The 22,740-nt window shown below is 46.9% G+C and carries 18 protein-coding genes; 9 read left to right on the top strand and 9 right to left on the bottom strand.

What is annotated here, in order from left to right; all coding sequences use genetic code 11:
* Positions 1–156: 156 nt before the first annotated feature.
* Positions 157–867 (top strand): GntR family transcriptional regulator, encoded by a 711-nt coding sequence (locus tag V1501_RS18220; protein WP_409290293.1) that lies wholly within the window; start codon positions 157–159, stop codon positions 865–867.
* A gap of 442 nt (positions 868–1,309) precedes the next feature.
* Here the strand turns inward: V1501_RS18220 and V1501_RS18215 are convergent, their stop codons facing one another.
* Entirely contained in the window at positions 1,310–1,639 is a 330-nt protein-coding gene (locus V1501_RS18215; protein ID WP_409290292.1) for a hypothetical protein, read from the bottom strand.
* Between the two features lie 180 nt (positions 1,640–1,819).
* Between V1501_RS18215 and V1501_RS18210 the strand changes: the two genes are divergently transcribed.
* The 4 genes from V1501_RS18210 (at position 1,820) to V1501_RS18195 (ending at position 7,863) form a co-directional block, all read left to right on the top strand.
* Positions 1,820–2,368, top strand: coding sequence for a glycerol-3-phosphate responsive antiterminator (locus V1501_RS18210; RefSeq protein WP_409290291.1), 549 nt, complete (start codon positions 1,820–1,822; stop codon positions 2,366–2,368).
* A gap of 250 nt (positions 2,369–2,618) precedes the next feature.
* Entirely contained in the window at positions 2,619–4,475 is a 1,857-nt protein-coding gene (locus tag V1501_RS18205) for a dienelactone hydrolase family protein (protein WP_409290290.1), read from the top strand.
* A 97-nt stretch (positions 4,476–4,572) separates the two neighbouring features.
* Positions 4,573–6,063, top strand: a complete 1,491-nt coding sequence (gene glpK, locus V1501_RS18200) for a glycerol kinase GlpK (RefSeq protein ID WP_409290289.1) — start codon at positions 4,573–4,575, stop codon at positions 6,061–6,063.
* A gap of 138 nt (positions 6,064–6,201) precedes the next feature.
* Positions 6,202–7,863, top strand: a complete 1,662-nt coding sequence (locus V1501_RS18195; RefSeq protein WP_409290288.1) for a glycerol-3-phosphate dehydrogenase/oxidase — start codon at positions 6,202–6,204, stop codon at positions 7,861–7,863.
* Positions 7,864–8,152: 289 nt separating this feature from the next.
* Here the strand turns inward: V1501_RS18195 and V1501_RS18190 are convergent, their stop codons facing one another.
* The gene (locus V1501_RS18190; RefSeq protein WP_409290287.1) at positions 8,153–9,820 is read right to left on the bottom strand and encodes an ABC transporter substrate-binding protein; all 1,668 of its coding nucleotides are present in this window, start codon (positions 9,818–9,820) and stop codon (positions 8,153–8,155) included.
* A 98-nt stretch (positions 9,821–9,918) separates the two neighbouring features.
* Here V1501_RS18190 and V1501_RS18185 point away from each other — a divergent pair, with 98 nt between their 5' ends.
* Entirely contained in the window at positions 9,919–11,118 is a 1,200-nt protein-coding gene (locus V1501_RS18185; RefSeq protein WP_409290286.1) for an MDR family MFS transporter, read from the top strand.
* A 129-nt stretch (positions 11,119–11,247) separates the two neighbouring features.
* Positions 11,248–11,748 carry a GNAT family N-acetyltransferase gene (locus tag V1501_RS18180; protein WP_409290285.1) on the top strand — a complete coding sequence of 167 codons (501 nt, stop codon included), beginning with the start codon at positions 11,248–11,250 and terminating at the stop codon, positions 11,746–11,748.
* A gap of 32 nt (positions 11,749–11,780) precedes the next feature.
* On the opposite strand, the gene V1501_RS18175 is transcribed toward V1501_RS18180, so the two are convergent.
* A complete protein-coding gene (locus tag V1501_RS18175; RefSeq protein ID WP_409290284.1) occupies positions 11,781–13,160 on the bottom strand; it encodes an amino acid permease in 1,380 nt (459 codons plus the stop codon).
* Positions 13,161–13,596: 436 nt separating this feature from the next.
* Here V1501_RS18175 and V1501_RS18170 point away from each other — a divergent pair, with 436 nt between their 5' ends.
* Positions 13,597–14,163: a GNAT family N-acetyltransferase gene (locus tag V1501_RS18170; protein ID WP_409290283.1), complete on the top strand. Its 567-nt coding sequence runs from the start codon at positions 13,597–13,599 to the stop codon at positions 14,161–14,163.
* A 42-nt stretch (positions 14,164–14,205) separates the two neighbouring features.
* Positions 14,206–14,676, top strand: a complete 471-nt coding sequence (locus V1501_RS18165) for a DinB family protein (RefSeq protein WP_409290282.1) — start codon at positions 14,206–14,208, stop codon at positions 14,674–14,676.
* Between the two features lie 789 nt (positions 14,677–15,465).
* Here V1501_RS18165 and V1501_RS18160 read toward each other — a convergent pair.
* The 6 genes from V1501_RS18160 to V1501_RS18135 form a co-directional block, all read right to left on the bottom strand.
* Entirely contained in the window at positions 15,466–17,154 is a 1,689-nt protein-coding gene (locus V1501_RS18160) for a methyl-accepting chemotaxis protein (RefSeq protein WP_409290281.1), read from the bottom strand.
* 233 nt (positions 17,155–17,387) lie between these two features.
* Positions 17,388–18,455: a P1 family peptidase gene (locus V1501_RS18155; RefSeq protein ID WP_409290280.1), complete on the bottom strand. Its 1,068-nt coding sequence runs from the start codon at positions 18,453–18,455 to the stop codon at positions 17,388–17,390.
* 141 nt (positions 18,456–18,596) lie between these two features.
* A complete protein-coding gene (locus V1501_RS18150) occupies positions 18,597–19,394 on the bottom strand; it encodes an SDR family NAD(P)-dependent oxidoreductase (protein ID WP_409290279.1) in 798 nt (265 codons plus the stop codon).
* 273 nt (positions 19,395–19,667) lie between these two features.
* Complete coding sequence (locus V1501_RS18145) at positions 19,668–20,387, bottom strand: lactate utilization protein C (RefSeq protein ID WP_409290278.1); 720 nt, start codon at positions 20,385–20,387, stop codon at positions 19,668–19,670.
* Positions 20,387–21,814 (bottom strand): LutB/LldF family L-lactate oxidation iron-sulfur protein, encoded by a 1,428-nt coding sequence (locus V1501_RS18140; protein WP_409290277.1) that lies wholly within the window; start codon positions 21,812–21,814, stop codon positions 20,387–20,389. Before V1501_RS18140 ends, V1501_RS18145 begins: the two co-directional genes overlap by 1 nt.
* A 40-nt stretch (positions 21,815–21,854) precedes the next feature.
* Positions 21,855–22,571, bottom strand: coding sequence for a (Fe-S)-binding protein (locus tag V1501_RS18135; protein WP_409290276.1), 717 nt, complete (start codon positions 22,569–22,571; stop codon positions 21,855–21,857).
* Positions 22,572–22,740 lie beyond the last annotated feature (169 nt).

The raw sequence follows: 22,740 nt of genomic DNA, 5'->3' as shown, positions 1-22,740 counted from the left end.
AATACTTAAAGCGTGAATGATATGATATATTTATCATAATTGTACCGGTATAATATTTCAAGTCATATACAATTTGGTTGTTTGTGTAAGATTAAATAAAGAGGTTGACTATGATATACTACTTTTATTGCACATATGATTAAAAGAGGGATACTTATGTTGAAATACCAGCAGATTGCTGCAGAAATAGAAGCTTTTATAGAGGAGCATTCCCTCCAGCAGGGAGACAAGCTGCCTGTATTGGAGTCCTTGATGGCCAGGTTCGAAGTCAGCAAGAGCACCATCACTAAATCGCTGGAGCTGCTGGAGAAAAGAGGGGTCGTATTCCAAGTGAGAGGAAGCGGCATTTTTGTGAGGAGGCATAAGAGGAAAGGCTATGTCAGCCTCCTTTCAAATCAGGGGTTCAAAAAGGATCTTGAAGAATTCAATGTGACTTCAAAGGTTCTTGAATTAGAGGTTCAAAAACCTTCCGAAACAGCAGCCCAGAATTTGAATATGGGGCTGGATGAGGATATTTATTATGTGAGGCGGATTCAGTATATCAACGGTGAGACTCTATGCCTGGAAGAATCGTTTTACAAAAAATCCATTGTCACTTATCTGAACAAAGAAATTGTGACTGAATCAATCTTTCGTTATGTAACCGGGGGACTGGGGTTAAAGGTGGGCTTCTCTGATGTATACCTTCAGGCCGGTAAGCTCAGCGGTGAAGAGGCAGAACACTTAAGTCTTCAAGAGGGAGACCCGAAGCTCCTGGTGGAAAGCGTCTTCCACCTGACCAATGGACAGCCCTTCAACTTTTCCAGGATCACCTACAATTATGAACATTCCAGGTTCTTCGTCCAGGCGGACAGCCATTTCTTTTAACGAAAACAAAAAAGAACAGGGGCCGGGCAGGCACCCTTTTCTTTCCTGCATTATTGCTGTACGAAAATGGAGACTGAGCCCGCCATTGACGCTGAATTGTCCCCAGCTGTCACTGTGCCGCTGCAGTTTCCGGTTATAGCATACCAGACCGATTTTAAAGGTTTTATATAAGGGTTTGGGTTCACTACGGGACAATGGCTATATCCCTGGGCGGAAAAAGGTTTGCGCAGAAGCAGCTTTCTATTTGCCAATATGGGCTTGGAAAGCCCGAAATAAGTTTGCCAGGGGATTGCTTGGGCAAATGAAGAGTTTAAATGATTCAGGAGTATGGAGGGCATTTCGATGTCTAATCCGAATCAAAAAGTCCTTCATTCAAGGAATGAAGGACAATTCTATCAGCGGGGTTAAGCAAACCACCGCTGATGAAAGATAGATTGTGCACTTAAGTGAAGTATGACCAATATAAGGACACGGTCCAGATCAAGGATAGGGCAGTGTAAGCGGCTGAACCGAGGAATATCCAGCTGGGATGGAAGGTGGTATCTTCTTCTTTTCCTTCAACCCAAATGACATCGCTGTCACTGCGGACCATTGTCTTGAGGTATTCGGAAAAAATCCCACCGTTGCTTGAAAATATATAAATGATAACGGTCAATGTGAGCCCCATGAATACGCTGATTTCACTGAAGCTGATCTCAAAGAAAGCGGAGGTAAGCCAGGTAAGCAGGGCTTCTATGGCAAGGGTAGCGAGGACAATTGCGGTTTTTTTCAAAGAAGGATCCTCCATATTTTTATATTATTGTATTTTATTTCTAGAAGCATGTAAATATCAAGTGATAAAATAATAGTGTAAAAGTAATTCGAATTTATCAATGCCATCGGACAGAACGCCATTTGGCTCTCTTATGAAATATGGTACCATTAGTAAAAATACTAAAGGCGGAGATATAGGATGAATCAAAGGATATTGCCGGCATCCTCGAATTTTAAGGAGTTTGAGCATTTTCTCCGCAGCCCATTTGAGATTGGGGTATTTCTTGATCTGCATATCGCCCAGCTGAAGAATGTGGATAAGATGGCGAAGGAGCATGGGAAAAAGATTCTTTATCATATGGATTTGATCCATGGGATTAAGAGCGATGATTATGCCACGGAATATATATGTCAGGAATATAAGCCGTTTGGGCTGATTTCCACGAAGTCGGGTGTGATTCAGAAGGCGAAGCAAAAAGGAGTCATTGCGGTACAACGGATTTTTTTGATCGATTCGCATGCGCTTGAGAAGAGTTATAAATTGGTTGAAAAGACGAAACCTGATTATATTGAGGTTTTGCCTGGAGCGATGCCATGGATGATCAAGGAAGTGAAGGAGCGGCTTCAGACGCCTATTTTTGCCGGCGGACTTATACGCACTGAGGAGGAAATCCGAAGCGCGCTTGCAGCGGGAGCCGATGCCATCACGACCTCCAAACGGGAACTCTGGAAATACCTGGATTACTAGTTTTGGAATATGATTCTAATATTTATTGATAGCGTTTTCATGGAGGACTGCTATAATTCTAACAAGTTAACGATGGTGGAGACGGGGAGACCCATACTTCCTAAGCACCTTTTTAAAGGTGCTTAGGAAGTATGGGTCTTTTTGCTGTCATTAGCTTGGTCAGACTAAAATATTCATATAGCAAGGAGGATAAGTTTCTACATAGCCAGAGGGGTAAGAACAACGAGGTTCACAAAGGGGGTAAAACAAGATGATTAAGAAAAAGTCATTGAAGATGCTGGCCATTTCATTGATTCTGTGCCTGGTTAGTGCCATCGGTGCTTATTTTGTCCAGACATCAGGGGGGAAAGTGACAGTAAAGGATATGCGCTGGGAGACGCCTTCCGGCCATATGATGAGTGCGCTGCTATTTGTACCTGAAAATGCTACAGCCCAAAGTCCGGCTCCAGCCGTTGTTGTAAGTCATGGCTGGTATAATACACGCGAAATGCAGGATCTGAATTATGTGGAATTATCACGCCGGGGCTATGTGGTGGTATCTATCGATATGTACGGTCATGGAAATTCGGATGCCGTCACTCCGGAAGAGTGGATGAACCGCGGTACGGGGATGTATGATGCGGTCGAACTTCTGGCGGATCTTCCATATGTAGATAAAAATAAGATTGGCATCACGGGCCATTCAAATGGTGCCAGGGCGGCGAACTGGTCCATTAATGAAGATAATAAGAAAGAAAAACCGCTTATTTCTTCTGTGCTGCTTATTGCCAATGATGCGATGTACACGGATAATCCGGGCGAACCGCTGTATTGGGCATTAAAGCCAAAGGATGCCAGCTATAAGAATGTATACGGCTCAAGAGATGTAGGGGTTGTTGCCGCACAGTATGATGAATTCTTCTTCAGAAGCATGAAGGCGGACGGAACAGCCACTGTACCAAGGGATTATATTAAAACAGATCCAGCCCAGTCCTTTCTGAACTTCGGCATTGACCCTAGTGAAGGGGAGAAGCGCGAAAGCTACAAGATTTACAAGCAGGACATTGACGGAAAAGAAGCAAGCCGCGTCATTTACAATCCGGCACAGATTCACCCTTGGAATCATATTTCTAGGGATGTGGTGACGAGCACGCTTGAATTTTTTGATGATTCTCTTGGCAGTCCCAAGGATATCGCGCCAGGCAGCCAAATCTGGCAGTTCAAGGTGCTGTTCAATTTCATCGGCTTGATCGGGTTTGTTATGTTTATTGTAAGCATCACGAAGGTGCTGCTATTCACATCTCCATTCTCTTCATTGCGGGCAGCGAGAGAGGTAGAGCCCCAGGCGGCGCCAACTGGCATTGGCAAGGTATGGTTCTGGGGAGGACTGGCAGCATCGGCCATGGTCTCCTATTTCAGCTACCTCGCACTGTATAATTGGTCAGTGGAAAATATCAAGCCATTCTTCCCGCAATTCCCGCCGTTTTATATCGGTGTATGGTGTGTGGTCACGGGCTTGTTTGCCCTGCTGTTCATGTTTGTTTCCTACTTCTTCTATTCAAGGAAGAATGGCTTTGACCTGAAGGAGACAGGCGTGATTATCGGCTTCAGGACCCTGGTGAAAACCATCGGCCTTGCCCTGAGTGTTGCGGCCCTGTCATACAGCCTTGTATTTATTGCTGATTATTTCTTTAAGGCTGACTTCAGGCTTTGGGTGCTGACTGTAAAGGCATTCACTCCTGATAAGCTGTTGATCGCCTTGAAATACCTGCCTTTCTTCCTGCTGTTTTATGTGGCCAACTCCATCGCCATCAACAGCTTCAACTACGTGCGGATCGGCAATAAAGAATGGGTCAATACAGCGGTCATGGCCCTGTTCAATTCCCTGGGCATCATTATCCTTGCAGCGCTTCAGTATATCACTTTTTTTGTTACAGGAGAGGTTTACTATAACGATCTGTCCCATATCATTGGAATCTGGCTGTTCCCGATCATTGTGATCCTGATTGTGGCTGCCATCATATCCCGCAAAATCTATAAAGTAACAGGAAATCCTTATCTGGCCGGTTTCATCAATGCTTTCATCATCACTGTGATGACAGTAACAAATACGCTTACCCAGATTTAATGTACAGCAGTATGCAGTCCGGGCACTACCGGGCTGCATATGCTATGATTAATTCACTTACATAATCTATTAACTTTCTATATTGAGGTGAATGTCCATGGAAAAGTTCATTCTGTCATTGGATCAGGGAACAACCAGTTCAAGGGCTATCCTTTTTAATAAAAAAGGGGAGATCGTTCATACGGCTCAAAGGGAATTCACTCAGATTTTCCCGAAGCCGGGCTGGGTGGAGCATAATGCAAATGAAATATGGGGCTCTATTCTCGCCGTCATTGCCACTGTTCTATCGGAGTCTGGAGTACAGCCTGGGCAGGTTGCCGGGATTGGGATCACCAACCAGCGGGAGACAACGGTTGTCTGGGATAAGGAAACAGGGAAGCCAGTCTACAATGCGATTGTATGGCAGTCGCGCCAGACGAGCGGCATTTGTAATGAGCTGAAGGAAAGCGGCCGGAGCGAGCTGTTTCATCAAAAAACGGGACTTTTGATCGATGCTTATTTCTCCGGTACAAAAGTGAAATGGATCCTCGATCATGTTGACGGGGCGAGGGAAAAGGCTGAAGCGGGGAAGCTTCTGTTCGGTACGATGGATACATGGCTGATCTGGAAGCTCTCAGGCGGACAGGCGCATGTTACGGATTATTCCAATGCTTCGCGGACATTGATGTACAATATCCATGAACTGAAATGGGATGAGGAAATTCTCGAGATACTGGGAGTCCCTAAAATCATGCTGCCGGAAGTGAAACCATCTTCCCAGGTGTATGCACATACGACCGAGGCGCATTTCTTCGGAAAGAAAATTCCGATTGCAGGCGCGGCCGGCGATCAGCAGGCTGCGTTATTCGGGCAGGCGTGCTTTGAGCAAGGGATGGCCAAAAACACCTATGGTACAGGCTGTTTTATGCTCATGAATACAGGCAACCGGGCCGTTACCTCTGAACATGGCCTGTTGACCACGATTGCCTGGGGCTTGAATGGGAAAGTGGAGTATGCGCTTGAAGGGAGCATTTTCGTTGCCGGATCAGCGATCCAGTGGCTTAGAGACGGCCTCAGAATACTCAAGGATTCGGCAGAAAGCGAATCTTATGCCGAGAAAGTGGACTCAACAGATGGAGTGTATGTTGTTCCTGCCTTTGTGGGGCTTGGTACTCCGTACTGGGACAGCGACGTCCGGGGAGCGGTTTTTGGCCTTACGAGAGGTACGACAAAGGAGCATTTTATCAGGGCGACGCTTGAATCGCTTGCTTATCAAACAAAGGATGTGCTTGCTGCCATGGAGAATGATGCAGACATGGGCGTGAAGGCGCTCCGTGTGGACGGCGGAGTGGTGAAGAATAATTTCCTCATGCAATTCCAAAGCGATCTGCTTGGCCTGCCTGTTGAACGCCCGGCGATCAATGAAACGACGGCCCTTGGGGCAGCATATCTCGCCGGCCTTGCTGTCGGCTACTGGGAAAGCCAGGAGGAAATCGCCCGTCACTGGAGCGTGGACCGCGAGTTCACGCCGGCAATGGGTAAGGACGAACGCAGGACCCTGTACAGCAGGTGGGAGACAGCCGTGCAGGCAGCCCGTGCATTTAAATAAGTGTAAAATTCAATAAATAAGAGTATAATAGAAGTATAAGTTAATATTTGTCTGGAGAAACGGAGAGACCACATTTACATTAACCTCTAAAGGGTAATGTTATATGTGGTCTCTTTTCATTTATAAGGAGGAAACAGAATGGAATTTTCGAATTTGAACAGAAATGCCGTAATGGAGGAACTTAAAAGCAGGGAGTATGATGTGCTTGTGATTGGCGGGGGCATCACCGGTGCCGGTATCGCCCTGGATGCTTCTACAAGGGGAATGAAGACAGCTCTTGTGGATATGCAGGACTTTGCTGCGGGCACCTCGAGCCGCTCCACGAAATTGGTCCATGGCGGGCTGCGCTACCTGAAGCAGTTTGAAGTGAAAATGGTGTCAGAGGTAGGAAAGGAAAGAGCGATCGTTTATGAGAATGGGCCACATGTTACCACTCCTGAGTGGATGCTCCTGCCGCTTCATAAGGGCGGAACCTTCGGCAAATTCAGCACGGCTGTCGGGCTCAGGGTATATGACTTCCTGGCAGGAGTGAAAAAAAGCGAGAGAAGGAAGATGCTCTCAGCCGCCGAAACCCTGGAGCGGGAGCCCCTCGTAAAGCAGGAAGGATTGAAGGGGGGCGGCTATTATGTGGAATACCGGACAGATGATGCCAGGCTGACGATAGAAGTGATGAAGGCCGCTGTGGATAAGGGGGCCGCTGCGTTAAATTATTCAAAGGCCTTGAAGTTAATCTATAAGGACGGAATTGTATGCGGTGCTGTCATCCACGACATTTTGACAGGCAGCGAATATGAAATCAGGGCCAAAAAGGTTGTGAATGCCGCCGGTCCCTGGGTTGACAGGCTGCGTGAGATCGATGGTTCTAAATCCGGGAAGGTCCTCAAGCTCTCAAAGGGTGTCCATATTGTCATTGACCAATCCCGCTTCCCGCTGCGGCAGGCCATTTACTTTGATACGCCTGACGGAAGGATGATTTTCGCCATTCCTCGAGATGGGAAGGCTTATATCGGCACGACGGATACGTTTTATGACCAGGATCCAGGCCATCCGGTGATGACGGAAACAGACAGGGATTATCTGCTCGAAGCTATCCATTATATGTTCCCCGGGGTGTCGGTTGGCAAGGAAGATATTGAGTCAAGCTGGGCAGGTGTGAGACCGCTGATTCATGAGGAGGGGAAAGCACCGTCCGAAATCTCAAGGCGTGATGAAATCTGGGAATCCCAAACCGGCTTGATTACCATAGCAGGCGGAAAACTCACCGGCTACCGCAAAATGGCTGAAGTGATCGTCGACCTTCTGGCGGCAAAGCTTTCCGCTGATGAAGGGCGCCAATTCCCGCCCTGCCAGACAAAGCATCTCCCCATTTCAGGCGGGGATGTCGGGGGCGCGGCCGGTCTTGATGCTTTTGCCGCCGCCCATATCAAACAGGGGGAGGCGCTGGGATTGACAAAGGATGAAGCGTATCATTTAGCCCGTATGTACGGCTCCAATATCGGACGGGTGTTCCAGCTGCTTCAGGTTCATAGTGAAGAGGCAGCAGCAGCTAAACTTCCGTTAGTGATATTTGCCAAACTGATTTATGCGGTAAACTATGAAATGGCTGTAACGCCTGTTGACTTTTTTAACCGCCGGACTGGATATATCCTGTTTGATTCAGCCCTGGTGCATAAATGGAAGGGCGCGGTGATAGATTATATGGGAGAAATCTTCCGTTGGAATAAAGAGGAAAAAGGGTCATATGCCCTGGAACTTAATGAAGCCATGGATGAAATGCTTCCCGGAGGCATACAGGTTTAGCCTGTACTCCGGGGATGCTTAATAAATCTATAACATAGTAGTTATGCCGGAAATCTACTTTCCCGGCGCAGAACCACAGGGAGTTCCTGAGGTTTTTCTATTCCCCCTGCGCGCCTGCGTTCCTTTTCATGATAACGGTTTAGGCGATCTGTTTGATGAGGCATGGGGATAAAATGAGTGCAGCAAGGGCTGCAAAAAAAATAACGACGTATATTTCGCCTAATGCTGATCAGCGTCCTAAGAATTGCAGCGGGCCCGTAGTGAAACGGGCCTTTTTTTTGTATCGGTCTCAGTTCTGCCAGCACTCATCCTCAATGACCGGGCGAACCCATAGCTTTGAAAAATCTACATACCCAAAATGCTTGATTTGGATATTCATCAATTCTGAAGAGAAAGGAATCTGCCGCTTTTCATAAAAGAGAGGAATCAGGATGGATTCTTCCAGGAGCATTCTCTCAAGCTTCCGGTTCAGGGCTGCCCATTCTGAAAAAGGGGTATGTCTGTATTGATTAAGGAAGCTGATCCATTTCCTGTCTTTGGCCAGGATTGGATATAAGGGTGATAAGCCGTTTGTTAGAAAGATATAGTAAGACAGATCCTGATTCATTTCAAAGATTTCTCCGTGGATGAAACAATCAACATCCCGGCTTACAGGAGTATTGGCAATCACCTCGTCAAAGGTACACCATCTCAAACTTACCGGGACTCCCTCTCTTTCCAGGGTATCCTTCAGCCAGATGGTACTCTTTTCGGTATAATCGGTTGCCCGGATAATTAGGGGCTCTTCGAATACAGGCCTTTCTGTCTGCGGCAGCCGGATCGGCTCGGGATGGATCATCAGGGAGCCGTCTTGATTGGCAGAGGCACGGGGATCATAATCATTAATGGTATGGGCGTTCCCGGCAAGAATTCGGTGAATCCAGGTTCTCACTTCAGGTTTTCTTATAATGGAGTCACGATAGGCGTTCATGATGACAGACCCGAAACCGGAATCACTGATAATCTTTGATTCAGAAGCATACTCCTGGCTTGAGGCCGAGCGGTAGACTACATGAAAATCACGGGGCACCTGGATGAATTCCACGGCATCCAGCAGCGGCCTTTCTTGAAAATGCTCCTTGAATGCGGTCAATACAGTCTTATCACTGCTGTTTTCTTCTAAGATAAAGCTCCCCGTCCCAAGCGTTCGGCTTTTGTCTTCTTTATAGATGCCTGCACAGATCATGCTTAATAGCTGAAGGCTGTAGCTGCAGCCACCCGGATGAACGAGATCGATAATAAGCGGCGCTGGTACGGCAATGCGCTCGATGGGTGACCATAATTGCCTGTAATGCTTGTTTGTGCGGAGTTTCTCAAGACAGGCTGCTGCGTCTTCTGCTGTTAGTATTGAACCGTCATGGAAGCTGACATCTTTTTTTAGGAACAGCCTTAGGCGGTCAGGTCTCACTTCCCAGCTGTGGGCAAGTTCCGGAAATATTTCACCATCCTCAGTGATGGAAACAAGCCTGTTAAAGACATTGGAGGAAAGATGGGCACTGTGTGCATCCGCTGCTTTCAAAGGGTGCACGGCAAGGAATGGATATCTTCTCGGCACTACCAGTTTATCCTGCGTTCTTTTATCAAATCCGAATTTGGTATAAAGCTTGTTCATCAACCGAAGCTTGCTTGGGGTTGACCAGGCCAATGCTAAATATTTACTGCTTTCATCGACAGGATCTGTATCGAGGAGTCTCAGTACTTTTTCTTCATAGATTTCCTCCACATTTTTAAGCCACGTGATTTCTGTAAGGTTGCCTCTTCCGCGTCCGGGGATGAATGTCAGCCAGCCCTCCGCTTCCCACCTCTTTAAATATCGGCCGGCCTGCTTATGGCTGATTTCCAGTGCTTCTGCTATGTCCCCGATCCGGATTCCGCCTGAAGGAATGGTACTCCAGAGGACCAGTAATTTATTCTCCATAGGCTCCCCCTGCTAAAAGTAGACTTCTAAATTAAATTTGTCTATTTTTTCATATATCAGTCTAGTTTAATATACTAGGTATAAAGGGAGGGAACAACATGAAATGGAAAGATTACCCCCAGAATATTAAGGTCCGGTTGATCACATCTTTCTTCAATCGGGCGGTGTCATCGGCAGTAATGCCATTTATGGCCTTGTTTTTTGCCCAGGAAATGAATAAAGTCTGGTCTGGTTTGTTTTTGATAGCAGCTGTCCTGATCGGCTTTGTGGTCAATTTGGCCGGCGGCTATATTTCTGACCGGTTTTCGAGGAAAAGAGTGCTTATGTTCACATCTGTTTTTAGTGCTCTCATGTTTTTCCTGATGACCGCCAGCCTGGTTCCTGATAGCCGGTTGATTTGGATGTTTGCCGCAGCTTATATCGGGTTTACTGTGTCAAGCAGCCTGGGAAGGCCGGCGATGCATGCGATCATAATAGATTCCACTACACCGGAAAATAGAAAAGCGATCTATACACTGGAATATTGGCTGGTCAACCTGTCAATGGCCATCGGGGCAGCGATTGGAGGCCTGCTGTATGCGGAATATAAATTGGAGCTGTTTACCATCCTTACCTTTACCTCAGTCTCAATCCCAATTGCGTATTGGATCTGGCTCCAGGATGGCTTTACGGGCTTTTTGCAGAAAACACACAAGAATGTGCTGCTGGATGCCCTCCACAATTACCGGATTGCCTTCAAGGATTCTGCGTTTGTAAAGGTGGTTGCAGGTTCGGCCTTCATATTTGCCGCGGAATTCTCCTTGAACAATTACATTGGCATAAGGCTGGCAGAATCATTCAAGACAATACACTTTGCCACGCTTGAAATTTCCGGTATCCGTATGCTCAGTATCCTGAACATACAGAATATGCTGTTTGTTGTCTGCTTCACCTTTCTGGTCAATCGCTTCACTGACCGGATGGAAAGACGGAATGCCCTCATATTGGGACTGGTTCTTTACGGAATAGGATACACATTGACCACTTCGGCTAATCTTTGGTATATCCTCCTCGCTGTCAATATGATCGCAACCATCGGCGAGCTTATTTATTCCCCGATCCGGGATGCTGAACAGTCCAATATGATGCCCGATGATAAGCGGGGGTCCTATTCCGCCTTTAGCAATCTATCATTCAGCGGTGCAGAGCTGCTGGCGCGATCCACCATCATCATGGGTGCGTTCCTGGCCCCGTCGCTGATGTCGGTTTATATTAGGGTCACGATTATGCTTGGGTCTTTTCTTGTATATTGGGGATAGTTCCTCAGGAAGAATCAAGAACAGGTTGAAACAGAAACAGCTGTTTCTGATGCAAAGTGAAGGCCTGATTATTTTTTAGAAAAGTCTATTCTATGAAAAAGGAGAAAGAGGAGTCTTTGAAGAATAATTATGAGTGAACAAGGAGTGAAGGGGATCAAGATGGGGCTGCAGTTAAAAACAATTAATAGAGCATTTGCAGAAGAAATCCTGCAATGGAAATATGAAGCACCTTACGATTTATACAATAGCGACAGCAGTCCAGAGGCGCTCAGGGAACTGCTTGAAGGGGGTTACTCGATCATTGCGGATGATGCGGGAGAGCTTGTCGGCTTCTTCTGTTCGGGCAGGGCTGCCCAAGTTCCTGCGGGGCGTGAGTTTGGTGCGTATGAAGCGGGCTGTATAGATATAGGGCTGGGCATGCGGCCGGAACTGACCGGAAAAGGAAAGGGCAAAGAGTTCCTTTCGTTTGTAATAAGCAGCATCCAGAAGAAGTATGAAGCTATGCCGATGCGGCTGACTGTTGCTGCCTTTAACCTTAGGGCGGTCCGTCTTTATGAAAATCTCGGCTTTGTGAAAAGAAATGTATTTAATCGGGGAGATCTGGAGTTTATCGTTATGGTCAAAAAATAAGAGCCGGTTCATATTGAATCGGCTCTTTATGCTTACTGTTTGACTGCCGCAGCAGTCTTGATGGGACCCTCCGCCAGGGATTGCCTCCTCAGCACGTACGTCACAGTGATGATCAGATAGATTCCAAAGGTGACGCCTGTTATGACAGGAGAAGTTGTAAGGATGATCCCGGCAAGAATCGCAAGCAGGGAAAATATCGCCAGCCAGGTAGTATACGGAAATAGTTTTACATGATAGCCTTCCATCACTTCATTCTTATTCCTTGATTTCAGATGGGCAATGGCAATGATCAGCCAGATAAACAGCACGGTATAGCCAAGGGAACCCATAAGATAGGTAAAGGTCTTGCTGCCTGCAAAAATGGAGATCAGGACACCTGCATATAGTGAAGCTGTGCACATAAGGATGGAGTAAACAGGCACCCTTTTTGCTGAAAGCCGGGCAAATAGCTTTGGTACACGGCCATCCTCTGCCTGGGTGAAGAGCACCCGGGAAGAACCGTATAACCCAGAGTTCATGGAGGAAATGATGGCCAGAATAATGACCGCATTCATAACATGATCCGCCCCTGGAATTCCAATCAATTTAAACACCATTACAAACGGACTTTCTGCTGCACCGTTTACCTGATTCCAGGGAATCAATCCCACAATAATGAAGAATGGGAGAATATAAAAAGCGATGATGCGGGTCAGTGTGCTTCGCACAGCCTGTGGCACCACCTTTTCAGGATTTTTGGTCTCGGCCAGCGTCACACCGATAATTTCAGTGCCTCCATATGAATAGATCACCACAAGCATCGCTGTGATGAGTCCCGATGGGCCATTTGGGAAGAAGCCCCCGTTTCCACTGAGGTTGGAAGCCCCTGGGGCAGTATGCTGGCCGAATGTAACAAATAAGAGCATAATGCCTGCAAGGATAAACACAATGATGACGCCTATTTTGATAAGAGCCAGCCAATACTCGGTTTCGGCAAATATCTTAACGGACAGCAGATTCACGACAGTGACCACTACGGAGACAAGCAGTGCCAGCATCCAGATAGGGGTACCGGGCAGCCAATACTGCAGGAAGATGGCGGCAACCACCGCTTCTGCAGCTATGTTCAATACCCACATCTTCCAATAAATCCAATCAAGGAAGTAGGCGGGAAATACGCCTAATACCGACTGAACGAGGTCACGGAAAGTCCGCGCACCGCTGTTCTGCACGGCCATTTCAGCCAATCCCTGCATCACACATAAAAGAATGATGCCTCCAATTAAATATGCCAAAACAACAGCCGGTCCAGCCATATCAATGGCCTCACTGCTTCCTTTGAACAGGCCGGCCCCGATGCTTCCGCCAAGCGCCATCATCATAATATGACGTGAAGTCATGGTTCGCTGCAGTTTCTGGGTGTTATTATCCATGTCATAACCTCTCCTTAATCCAAGTTGAAAAACAAAAAGGCTGACCATCTCCATCCCGATTCAGGGACAAGAGACGATGAGCCTGGCATACAGTAACACTTTTGCTGGTTCTAAATGAATTCTGCTTGAAAGATTATTAACGGACGCGATCCGCGGGGACATGAATCTGTCTGTCCCCAGGTCTGCAGGGAGGAGCGCATAGAGCGCAGAACTCTTCTTCCAGGGAACGATTCCCTGCTCCACTCCCGTTCATCGCCTTCAAAGTATTGATTTTTCTGAATAATAACTCATACTATAAACTCTTTGTGAGAGGCTTGTCAACTGGAGATAAATTCTAAGCCGCCTTCTCGAAATCAGGATTGTAAGAATAGGAATAATATGTCATCTTTAAAATAACATCTGTTTTTATCATTGACCAAATAGAGGAGAAATTAAAATGGAAGAAAAGCTAGTTTCCGTCTTCCCTAAAATGGGTACAAATCGGTTTCTCTTAAGGAAAATCGAACAAAAGGATGCACCCCAATTGTTTCACTACTTCTCAAAGGATGAAGTAACCAAATACTATGACCTGGATACGTTTACAAATCTGAGCCAGGCTGAGGAGTTAATAGCCTCTTGGGGCGAGCGGTTCGATCAAAAAATAGGGATAAGATGGGGCATCGCAGATAAGAAGACTAATAAAATCATAGGCAGCGTTGGATTCCATAACTGGGTGAAGGAGCACTATAAAGCCGAACTCGGATTTGAAGTGACGCCTGAATACTGGAGGCAGGGAGTCATGACTGAGGTGCTTCCTTTCATACTGTCGTATGGATTTAATGAAATGGGCCTCCATCGCATAGAGGCCATGTATGATCCTGAGAATACCGCATCAAAAGCTACCCTCTTTAAACAAGGCTTTACCTTTGAAGGAATACTAAGGCAGGCCTCTTTTGAAAAAGGAAGGTTCTGTGACGCGGCAGTCTGCTCACTGCTTAAATCCGAGTGGAGTCAGGCGGAATAATGAGGATGAAGCAAAACAAACATAAGAGAAGGAGTGAATAAAATGGAAGCAGCAGCTCTTAACCAGCTCAATAAAATTAGGGACTGGACAATTAAAACAGCAGAAGGCCTTGCCGATGATACGGCGAATATCCAGCCGGAGGGATTCAACAATACAATCAAATGGCATCTGGGACACATCATAACGGAAACGGAATATTTCCTGTTCGAACTGGCCGGTCATAATGGCCGTATTCCGCCGGAATACAATAGATTCTTTGGTCCGGGAACCAGGCCTTCTGAATGGCGGGAGGAGGGCCCTCTCCTTGGTGATCTGGCTGAAGTGCTGAAAAGCCAGGTTGAAAGAATGAACCAAATCAAACCTGAAGATCTAAGCGTCCAGCTAAAGGAGTCACAGCATGATTTTGAATCTCTTGCTGACAGTGCTGCCTTTTCTGCCCTGCATGAGGCTCTTCATCTTGGTCAGATAAAAGCCATGAAACGCATTGTGCTGAGTGGAAAGACAAAGCTTTGAGAATACGTTTTCCTGGGAAAATGAAACCCGGGGGATGATCATAAAAGCTGGAACTCTTACATGTAAACAAACAGAGGATGTCCCCAAAAAGCCTGGGATATCCTTTTTTTATTGGATTTATTTTAACTTCTCCCCATGCTGGCTGCATGGCAGCGGGCTTTTTATGTTTTTTGCTTTCGCATCCAGTTTATTAATCAAAATAGACCCAGTTACACTATAGAATCATCAATACCGATACATGTGTTCTTTCTTGTTATACTGGAACCTTTACTCGCCGGAATTAAATTTGTCATAAAACCGCGTTTCGCAAGTATATTGGAATTTCCGCAAGTAAATTCACTGTTTCCGCAAGTGAAATCTGATTTGCGCAAGTAAAATCGCCTGTTCCGCAAGTAAATTCAAATTTTTGCAAATAAACTATAAAAATCTGTAAGTAACGCGGCCTAGAGGCCCATATTCAGGTTCCCATAGCACCATCAGAGTGGGTTTTCATTAAAACCGGCCAATACCTGTTTGATTTCACAAAAAAAGGCCTGAATATTCAGAGCTGGCTGGCTTACACGCTAGTATCAGAATTTAAAATCCGGCCTGGCTGACTTACTCGCCGAAAAAGAATTTACTATTCATAGCAGCAAGTATAACCTCCCCTGGGATGCTGGAGTGATATGGCTTCTGTTGTTCACTTCACTTTCTCTTCATGAAAGTCTGCCACTCTCAAGAAATGGGCACAGAAAAGCCCGGGGGAAAATCTCGCCCCGGACTTTTCTTCTGTGATAGAGACTCCGCTTCCTATATTTTAAATTCTTGTACAACGAATTTTAGTTCTTCAGCCATCTGTGCAAGCGACTGGGCAGAGGAGTAGATTTCTTCCATGGAGGCCTGCTGTTCTTCTGTTGAGGCAGCCGCTTCCTCTGAGCTTGCCGCATTGGTCTGCGCCAGATGGGACAGTTCTTGTGCCGATTCAGCGATTTCGTCGATGCTGGCAGATATCTGCTGGACGGTTGCGGTGACTTGTTCGATTTGCGGAGTGATGTTCCTGGTACTGTTCAGGATTTTATTGAATTTATCGGAAGTCTGCTCCGAAACTTTCACTCCTTCTTCAGCATTCTTGACGACTTCGTTCATGATGTCTACAGTCTCACTCGTATCCAGCTGAATGAGCGAAATAAGATCTGCAATGTTTTTGGTAGACATCTGGGACTGCTCGGCCAGTTTGCGGACCTCATCAGCCACGACCGCAAACCCTTTGCCATGCTCTCCTGCACGGGCCGCTTCAATGGCTGCGTTAAGGGCCAGGAGATTCGTCTGGTCTGCTATATCACTAATCACACCGAGTATGGCTCCAATTTCGGTGGAACGCTGCGCGAGGGTTCCAACTACACCATGAGAACGGCCGACTGAATCGTTGATGAATTTCATCTGAGATAGGTTGGCTTCCACAAAATGACCGCCTTCTTCGGCTTCCTGAGTGGTATGCCTGGAAAGCTCGGCTACCGTCAGGGCTGCTTTTGATATCTGGCGGACGCCTTCCTTCACCTGCTGCAGGGAGTCAGCGTTCGTAATCAGCTTAGTGGTTGTGGTCTCGGCACCGCTTGCGATCTCCTGTATGGCAAAGGCGACTGTCTCGGTGGCTGTATTTGTTTGCTCGGCGCTTGCTGTCAGCTGTTCGGCTGAAGCGGCGACCTGCTCAGAGCTTGACCCGATGGAATGGATCATTCCCTTCAAGCTGTTGGTCATGTTCTCAAAAGCCTGATTCAGGTGGTAAATTTCATCCTGATTTTTCATTATTAGTTTTTCGACGGTCAAATCACCGGCTGCTACCTGCCTGGCGATATTGCCTAATCTGACTATAGGGCGTGAAATGGACATAGATATGAAGATGCCGCAGGCGAGAGCGAATAAAGCTGCGATGGAACTGGCTATAACCAGCATAAGTCTCGCTTGATCGGACTTTGCCTGAGTTTCCTCAAAGTTTTCTTTAAGAATATTATTTACCCAGTTGGTCATGGAAAGAGTGCTTTCTGTCATCCCGGTGCTGATGGGAACAACCAATTTCAAACCTTTTTTGATGGCCTGTTCCTTATTAGCACCAGCTTCATCCATAATTTGGTTGGCTGTGTTCCTAAAATCTTTGTTCGCCTGCTGTATGGTACTAAAACGTTCCTCTGTTTCTTTCAGGGTGCTTAGAGAGAGCCCCTTCTTGATTTCTTCATCGATTTTTGAATTTGTTTCATTCATCACATCTCTGAATTTATTATCATCATACAGCATATAAGCTCTGTAATAACCGGTCTGCAATGCTTGATAATATTGAATGGTCTGTGTGACGGATTTGATCTCTGCGGCCCCCTTCACAACATAGTCATAGGCCTCGTTTGATTCTTTCATATTTTGATAGGAAATAAACGATGCAATTCCAAATAAAAGGGAGACGGCCAGAAAACTTCCGATTAATTTCTGTCTTATTGATACGTTCATGCTGCAATTCCTCTTTTCTATAACGGATACTTTTTATTTATCGTCCGGCCATGGATAATTTGAAGTCTCACGCAAGGGCAGGTTCGTGGTTTTTTACGGAGTCTCTGAAAAATTAAAGTGAGGGATGCAGCATTAGAGGGTGATAGCATGTGGAGTGGACATTCATCTAAGAGCTGAAGAAGGAGGAGGTGCAGCTTAAGGAGAGAGACTGTCATTGCTGACAGCCTCTGTCTCTAAACCAGGGAGATATTGAATTTTTTCAAAAGATCCTTCAGTGCAGGCCTCTCATTCCCGTCCCGCCCGGTAACTTGCTCGGCGGTGACCAGAGAATTCAATACGGCTTCTTCGGCTGCTTCTCCAATGGCCCGGAAGGCAATGTCCATGTCTTCTTCATGAATCGTCCGGATGGAAAGGGGTTTTCCCGGATTGTCATGGGGAATTCTGACAGCAGTTGAAAAAGCGATGACCACCTCGCCGCTGCCGTGTGTAATGATGGAGCCTGTACGGGAAAGCCCGGCAACGGACCGTTTGATCAGGCGGGTGAGCTGGCGCTCGGAAACTGGGAGGTCTGTGGCAGCGATGACCATTACGGATCCTTTATCCTTCTCCTCCCAGGACTTCATCAGTTCATCCTTAAGCTCCTGGCCGATTGCGCGGCCGTTTATCAGGAGATCGCTCAGGATGCCGAAATTGGAAAGCACGAGCACCCCGATTGTATAGGTGCCGTGCTGCAGGCTGAACTGACGGGAAGCCGTGCCGATCCCGCCCTTCAATGAATAACAAAGCATGCCGGTCCCGGCGCCTGCCGTCCCTTCCGCAAAATGGGCGGACGCATTCCCGATGGCCTGAAAGATATGCTCCTTCTTTACATATCCGGCCCTCACATCATTCAGGAACATATCGTTGCATTCTCCGATGACCGGATTAACGGTCCCTGTAGTTCGTCCAATCTCGGGATTCTGCAGCAGCATATATTCAATCAGGGCATCGGCTGCCGTGCCGATGGCGAGGGTATTCGTCAAAATGATAGGCGTTTCCAATACCCCGAGCTCTGACATCTGGATGGTGCCCATGGTTTTTCCAAAGCCGTTGATCACATGGCTTGCAGCCACCAGCTTCTCCCTGAAAATGTTCCCAGGGTGGGGGATGATGGCAGTGACTCCTGTCTGCATGTTCCCTTCACTCAGCGTCACATGGCCGACCGTAACACCCGCCACATCGGTAATGGCGTTGTATGGACCCGGCTCCATCCTGCCGACCGTAACCCCATAATCGCGCAGCCGCTTTTGATTATGTATCATTTCACATGCTCCTAACTATGTCTTTATCTTTCAGCTCGTCTGCTGAAAGGCAGTTTCACCATTATTTTAGCATGAATAATCTCCTGTTCCTTGTCCGGTTCACAAAAAAACTGCTCCCGTATCCGGGAGCAGCATAATTAATTATAAAACCACACCGCCGGATATCTTCAAAGACTCCCCAATGATATTTGGAGCTGTTCCTGTAAGCAGGAAAACGATGGTGCCGGCAACTTCCTGAGGTGTACTGATCCTGCCTGACGGTATCCCGGCTTCGGTTTCCTTCAGCTGTTCTTCAAATGAGCGGCCTAGTTTTTCTCCTCTCCGCTCTATGCTGCCCCGGCCCATATCGGTATCCACATAGCCCGGACATACAGCGTTAACCTGAATGCCATGTTCAGCTGCCTCGACTGCCAGTGATTGAGTGAAGCCGATGAGTGCGAACTTTGATCCGGTATAGGCGGTGCCGCCATGTGTGCCCCTCAATCCGGACAGGGAAGATACGTTGACGACCGCCCCCTTGCCGGCAGGAAGCATTTCTCTGTATACAGCCTGAGTCAACAGGACGGTCGATGTGAAGTTCAGCTCCATAACTTTCCTTAAATCCGTTTCCTCGAGTTTCTCGAGGATATCGCCGCCTGTGATCCCTGCTGCATTGACAAGGCCTGTAATCTGCCCATGTTCACCGGCGGCAGCCTTTATCAAGCTCGTCCGGTCTTCTTCAGAGGTAAGGTCGGCTGTAAATGGAAAAACGGACGCTCCCGTCCCGGCTTCATCGCATTCTGCCTTTAAGCTGGCCAGCTTCTCCCCGTCCCGGCCGGTTATCGTCACCTTCGCTCCCGCCGCAGCACAGGCTATAGCCGTCTCCCAGCCGATGCCACCTGTAGCGCCTGTTATTAAAATATGCTCACCCTTCAAGGCGCTGTCTGAAAAAATCGTCATTTACTCCTCCTCCTTCTCTCTCCTCTATATCACTCGTTCCCCAGCCTGGCCAATTGAAAACTCGTTGATTTTTGCGCCGGTCTCCTTGATGAATATATATAAAAATATCGCAGCTCATTTATATAAGGATAGGACAGGTACTATGGAAAATTTTAGAGACAGAATGATTGCTGCTAAAGAGAGTGTACAGGTGGGATGCTTTCGATTTATTCACGTACCCGTCGAATCATTAGGTGACAGGACCAATTCAGTAAAATAGCAGTAAGCTTAAACCTATAAATCATCAATAATGATATACGTCGCTTTTACTGGGCCGTGAACGCCAACCACCAGATTCAGCTCTATATCAGCTGAATTGCTCGGACCGGTGATGAAGTTAATGCAGGAGGCCAATTGGTTATCTTCGAAATGCTTTTGCCGGAGGATCCGGGCAGCCTGTGTCATGCGGGGGACAATGCTGCTTTTTGGAATCAACGCAATGAAGCATGTTGGCAAAAAGCTGACCGTCCTCCCCTTATCCTTGTCGCTTAATAATACAACAGTACCAGACTCAGCAAGAGTAATCTCACTGATTGTGATGCCGATATTAGCTTTTTCGGCCTGGCGGATATTTTCTTTGCCCTGAGTGTGGTCCCATTCATGTACATCAATATTTTTCTTGGGCCACGATTCCTTCATTAACGAATCTAATCCCCATTCAGAAAATCTCTGGTCCTTCCAAGTTACTACAGAACCTCCGCCGTAGTCCGCCACTATTTTATCCAGTGTTGCTGATAAATTGTCCATATTAGCAGTAACCAGGCTTGTATGTATTTTCAGGCACTGTGTTTTCAGGACTTCGACCAATTGATCAAGAGAGGCATCGCTCAGTACCTCGTCCTGTGGGTGGTATTTCCAGGGAGGGAGGTGGACATCTGTGGATAAACGGCCGCGGCCAAGCCGGCCTGCGATCTGATTTAAAAATGCATCTCGGTTTTGAATGGATCCTCTCATCAGTGACTTTCTCCTTTATCTCTTTGTTTATACCAATCTCTAAATCTTTCTTTATTTGGTGCAGGGAAATCCCGGATCTCGGTCCAGGCTTTTAATGGACCAGGCCCTTTTGAAATTTTATCCCCCACGGTGAATGGGTTCATCGCTGCCGGTGCAATTTTCGATCCGAGCTTGTACAGGGAAGGGGATGCGGCCCCTAAGCCAAATGCCTTCATGGCAAGCTTTTCGGAAATCGGTGCTTTTCCTTCTTTTTCGACAATGACCTGCCGGTGCTTATGGAGAAGCTGATGCAGCGGGATCTTGACAGGACATACCTCCGTACAAGCCCCGCATAAGGTAGAGGCATAAGGCAGTTCCTTATATTCCTCGTAGCCGCCGAGCAATGGAGACAGCACAGCCCCGATCGGGCCGGAATAGATGGAACCATACGAATGGCCTCCGACGTGCCGGTAAACAGGGCAAGCATTTATACACGCTGCGCATCTGATGCATTGAAGAATGGACTGGAATTCAGTGCCTAAAATTTGAGATCGGCCATTATCGACGATGACGAGGTGGAATTCCTCTGGGCCGTCCACATCAAATTCTTCCCTTGGGCCGGTCAGTACCGTTATGTAGCTTGTTAACTTTTGTCCGACCGCACTTCTGGTAAGCAGGCTTACAAGCACTTCCATTTCCTCGAAGGTGGGGACGAGCCGCTCCATGCCCATCACGGTTATCTGCGTTTTAGGAAGGGAAGTAACCAAATCAGCGTTTCCTTCATTTGTTACAAGGGTGAAGGATCCCGTTTCCGCAATCGCAAAGTTGCATCCGGTTATTCCGACATCCGCCGAAAGGAATTCTTCACGCAGCTTTTGCCGTGCATGCCCAGCAAGCTCCTCAGGTTTGGATGTTTTCTGATAACCGAGTTTTTCTGCAAAAACATCCCGGATTTGTTCTTTATTTTTATGAAGGGCTGGTACCACGATATGGGAGGGCGGCTCATGATCATCCACCTGAAGAATATATTCCCCCAGGTCTGTTTCAATTACCTCGCAGCCTGCTTGCTCCAGGCAGCTATTCAGGGATATTTCCTCGGTCACCATCGATTTCGATTTCACAACTTTTTTTGCATTTTTCTTTTCAATCACTTCCCGAATATATTCATTTGCTTCTTCACCCGTCTGTGCAAAAAAAACATGGCCGCCCCGCTTGGCGACGTTCTCGCTTAGCTGCTCCAGATAAAAATCGAGATATTCCAGTACATGCTGGCGGATTTCTTCGCCGTGGGAACGCCATTCCTCCCAATTGCCAAGCTCCTTGACAACCTCACTGCGGCGGCTTCCTATCCGTTGCTGTGCTTCTGCTACTGCTCCCCGTAAAAAGGGATCCTGGATACCCTGGTTTACGCGTTCCTTGAATTCACCTGAACCAATTTTCATTGTCATGGTAATTATGCTCCTTTCTGTATAAGTAGAGAAAAGCCTTTCATCGGCTGTTTAACACTTCGGCAATATGCATGACTCTAATTAACTTTCCCGTTCGGTCAATTCGTCCGCCGATGTTCATCATACAGCCGGCATCAGCGCCAATTAAATATTCGGCCCCCGTTTCTTCCACATGGAAAACTTTTTCATCTACCATCTGCTCAGAGATCTGAGCCATTTTAACCGAGAAGGTACCCCCAAAGCCGCAGCATTGTTCTTTACCCGGCAGTTCGGTATATACGAGGCCTTTCACATTATTCAATAGAATCAAAGGCGCTGATCTGATTCCCAATAATCTTGTCATATGGCAGGAGGTATGATATGTTGCTTTGCCGGGAAGCCGGGCTCCAACATCATCAACTTTTAGTACATCTACGATAAACTGCGTTAATTCATATGTCTTATCTGCGAGCTGCTGCGCCATAACTCCCCATTCCTGGTCCTCTTTGAAAATATGCGGATATTCCTTAAACATCGCAACACATGACCCAGATGGAGAAACGACGTAATCAGCACTTTGGAATGTCATGATCATTTTTTTCATGGCACCTTTCGATTCTTTTACAAATCCGCTGTTATACGCAGGCTGTCCGCAGCAGACCTGGCTCTCCGGAAAGATCACTTCACATCCGAGACGTTCCAATAGTTCAACTGTTGCTTTTCCAACATTACTTTGAAACATATCTACTAAGCAGGTTGCAAAAAGGGTTACTTTCATGTTTAACCTCTCCTAAATTATTTAATTCTTTTTAAGGTGCGAATGGTTATTTAATAACTATCCACAGCCATTCTATAGAACAGGTCATCTGATGACTGGAATTAAAAATAAGAATATTCCAAATTATTTTACTACAAATCTATTTATTTATGAAAGGGTTTGCATTCTG

The organism is Paraperibacillus esterisolvens (genome assembly GCF_046237625.1).
Classification (GTDB): domain Bacteria; phylum Bacillota; class Bacilli; order Bacillales; family DSM-1321; genus Paraperibacillus; species Paraperibacillus esterisolvens.
Note: the sequence above shows the minus strand (reverse complement) of the source record. Positions and strands in the feature narration are given on the sequence as shown.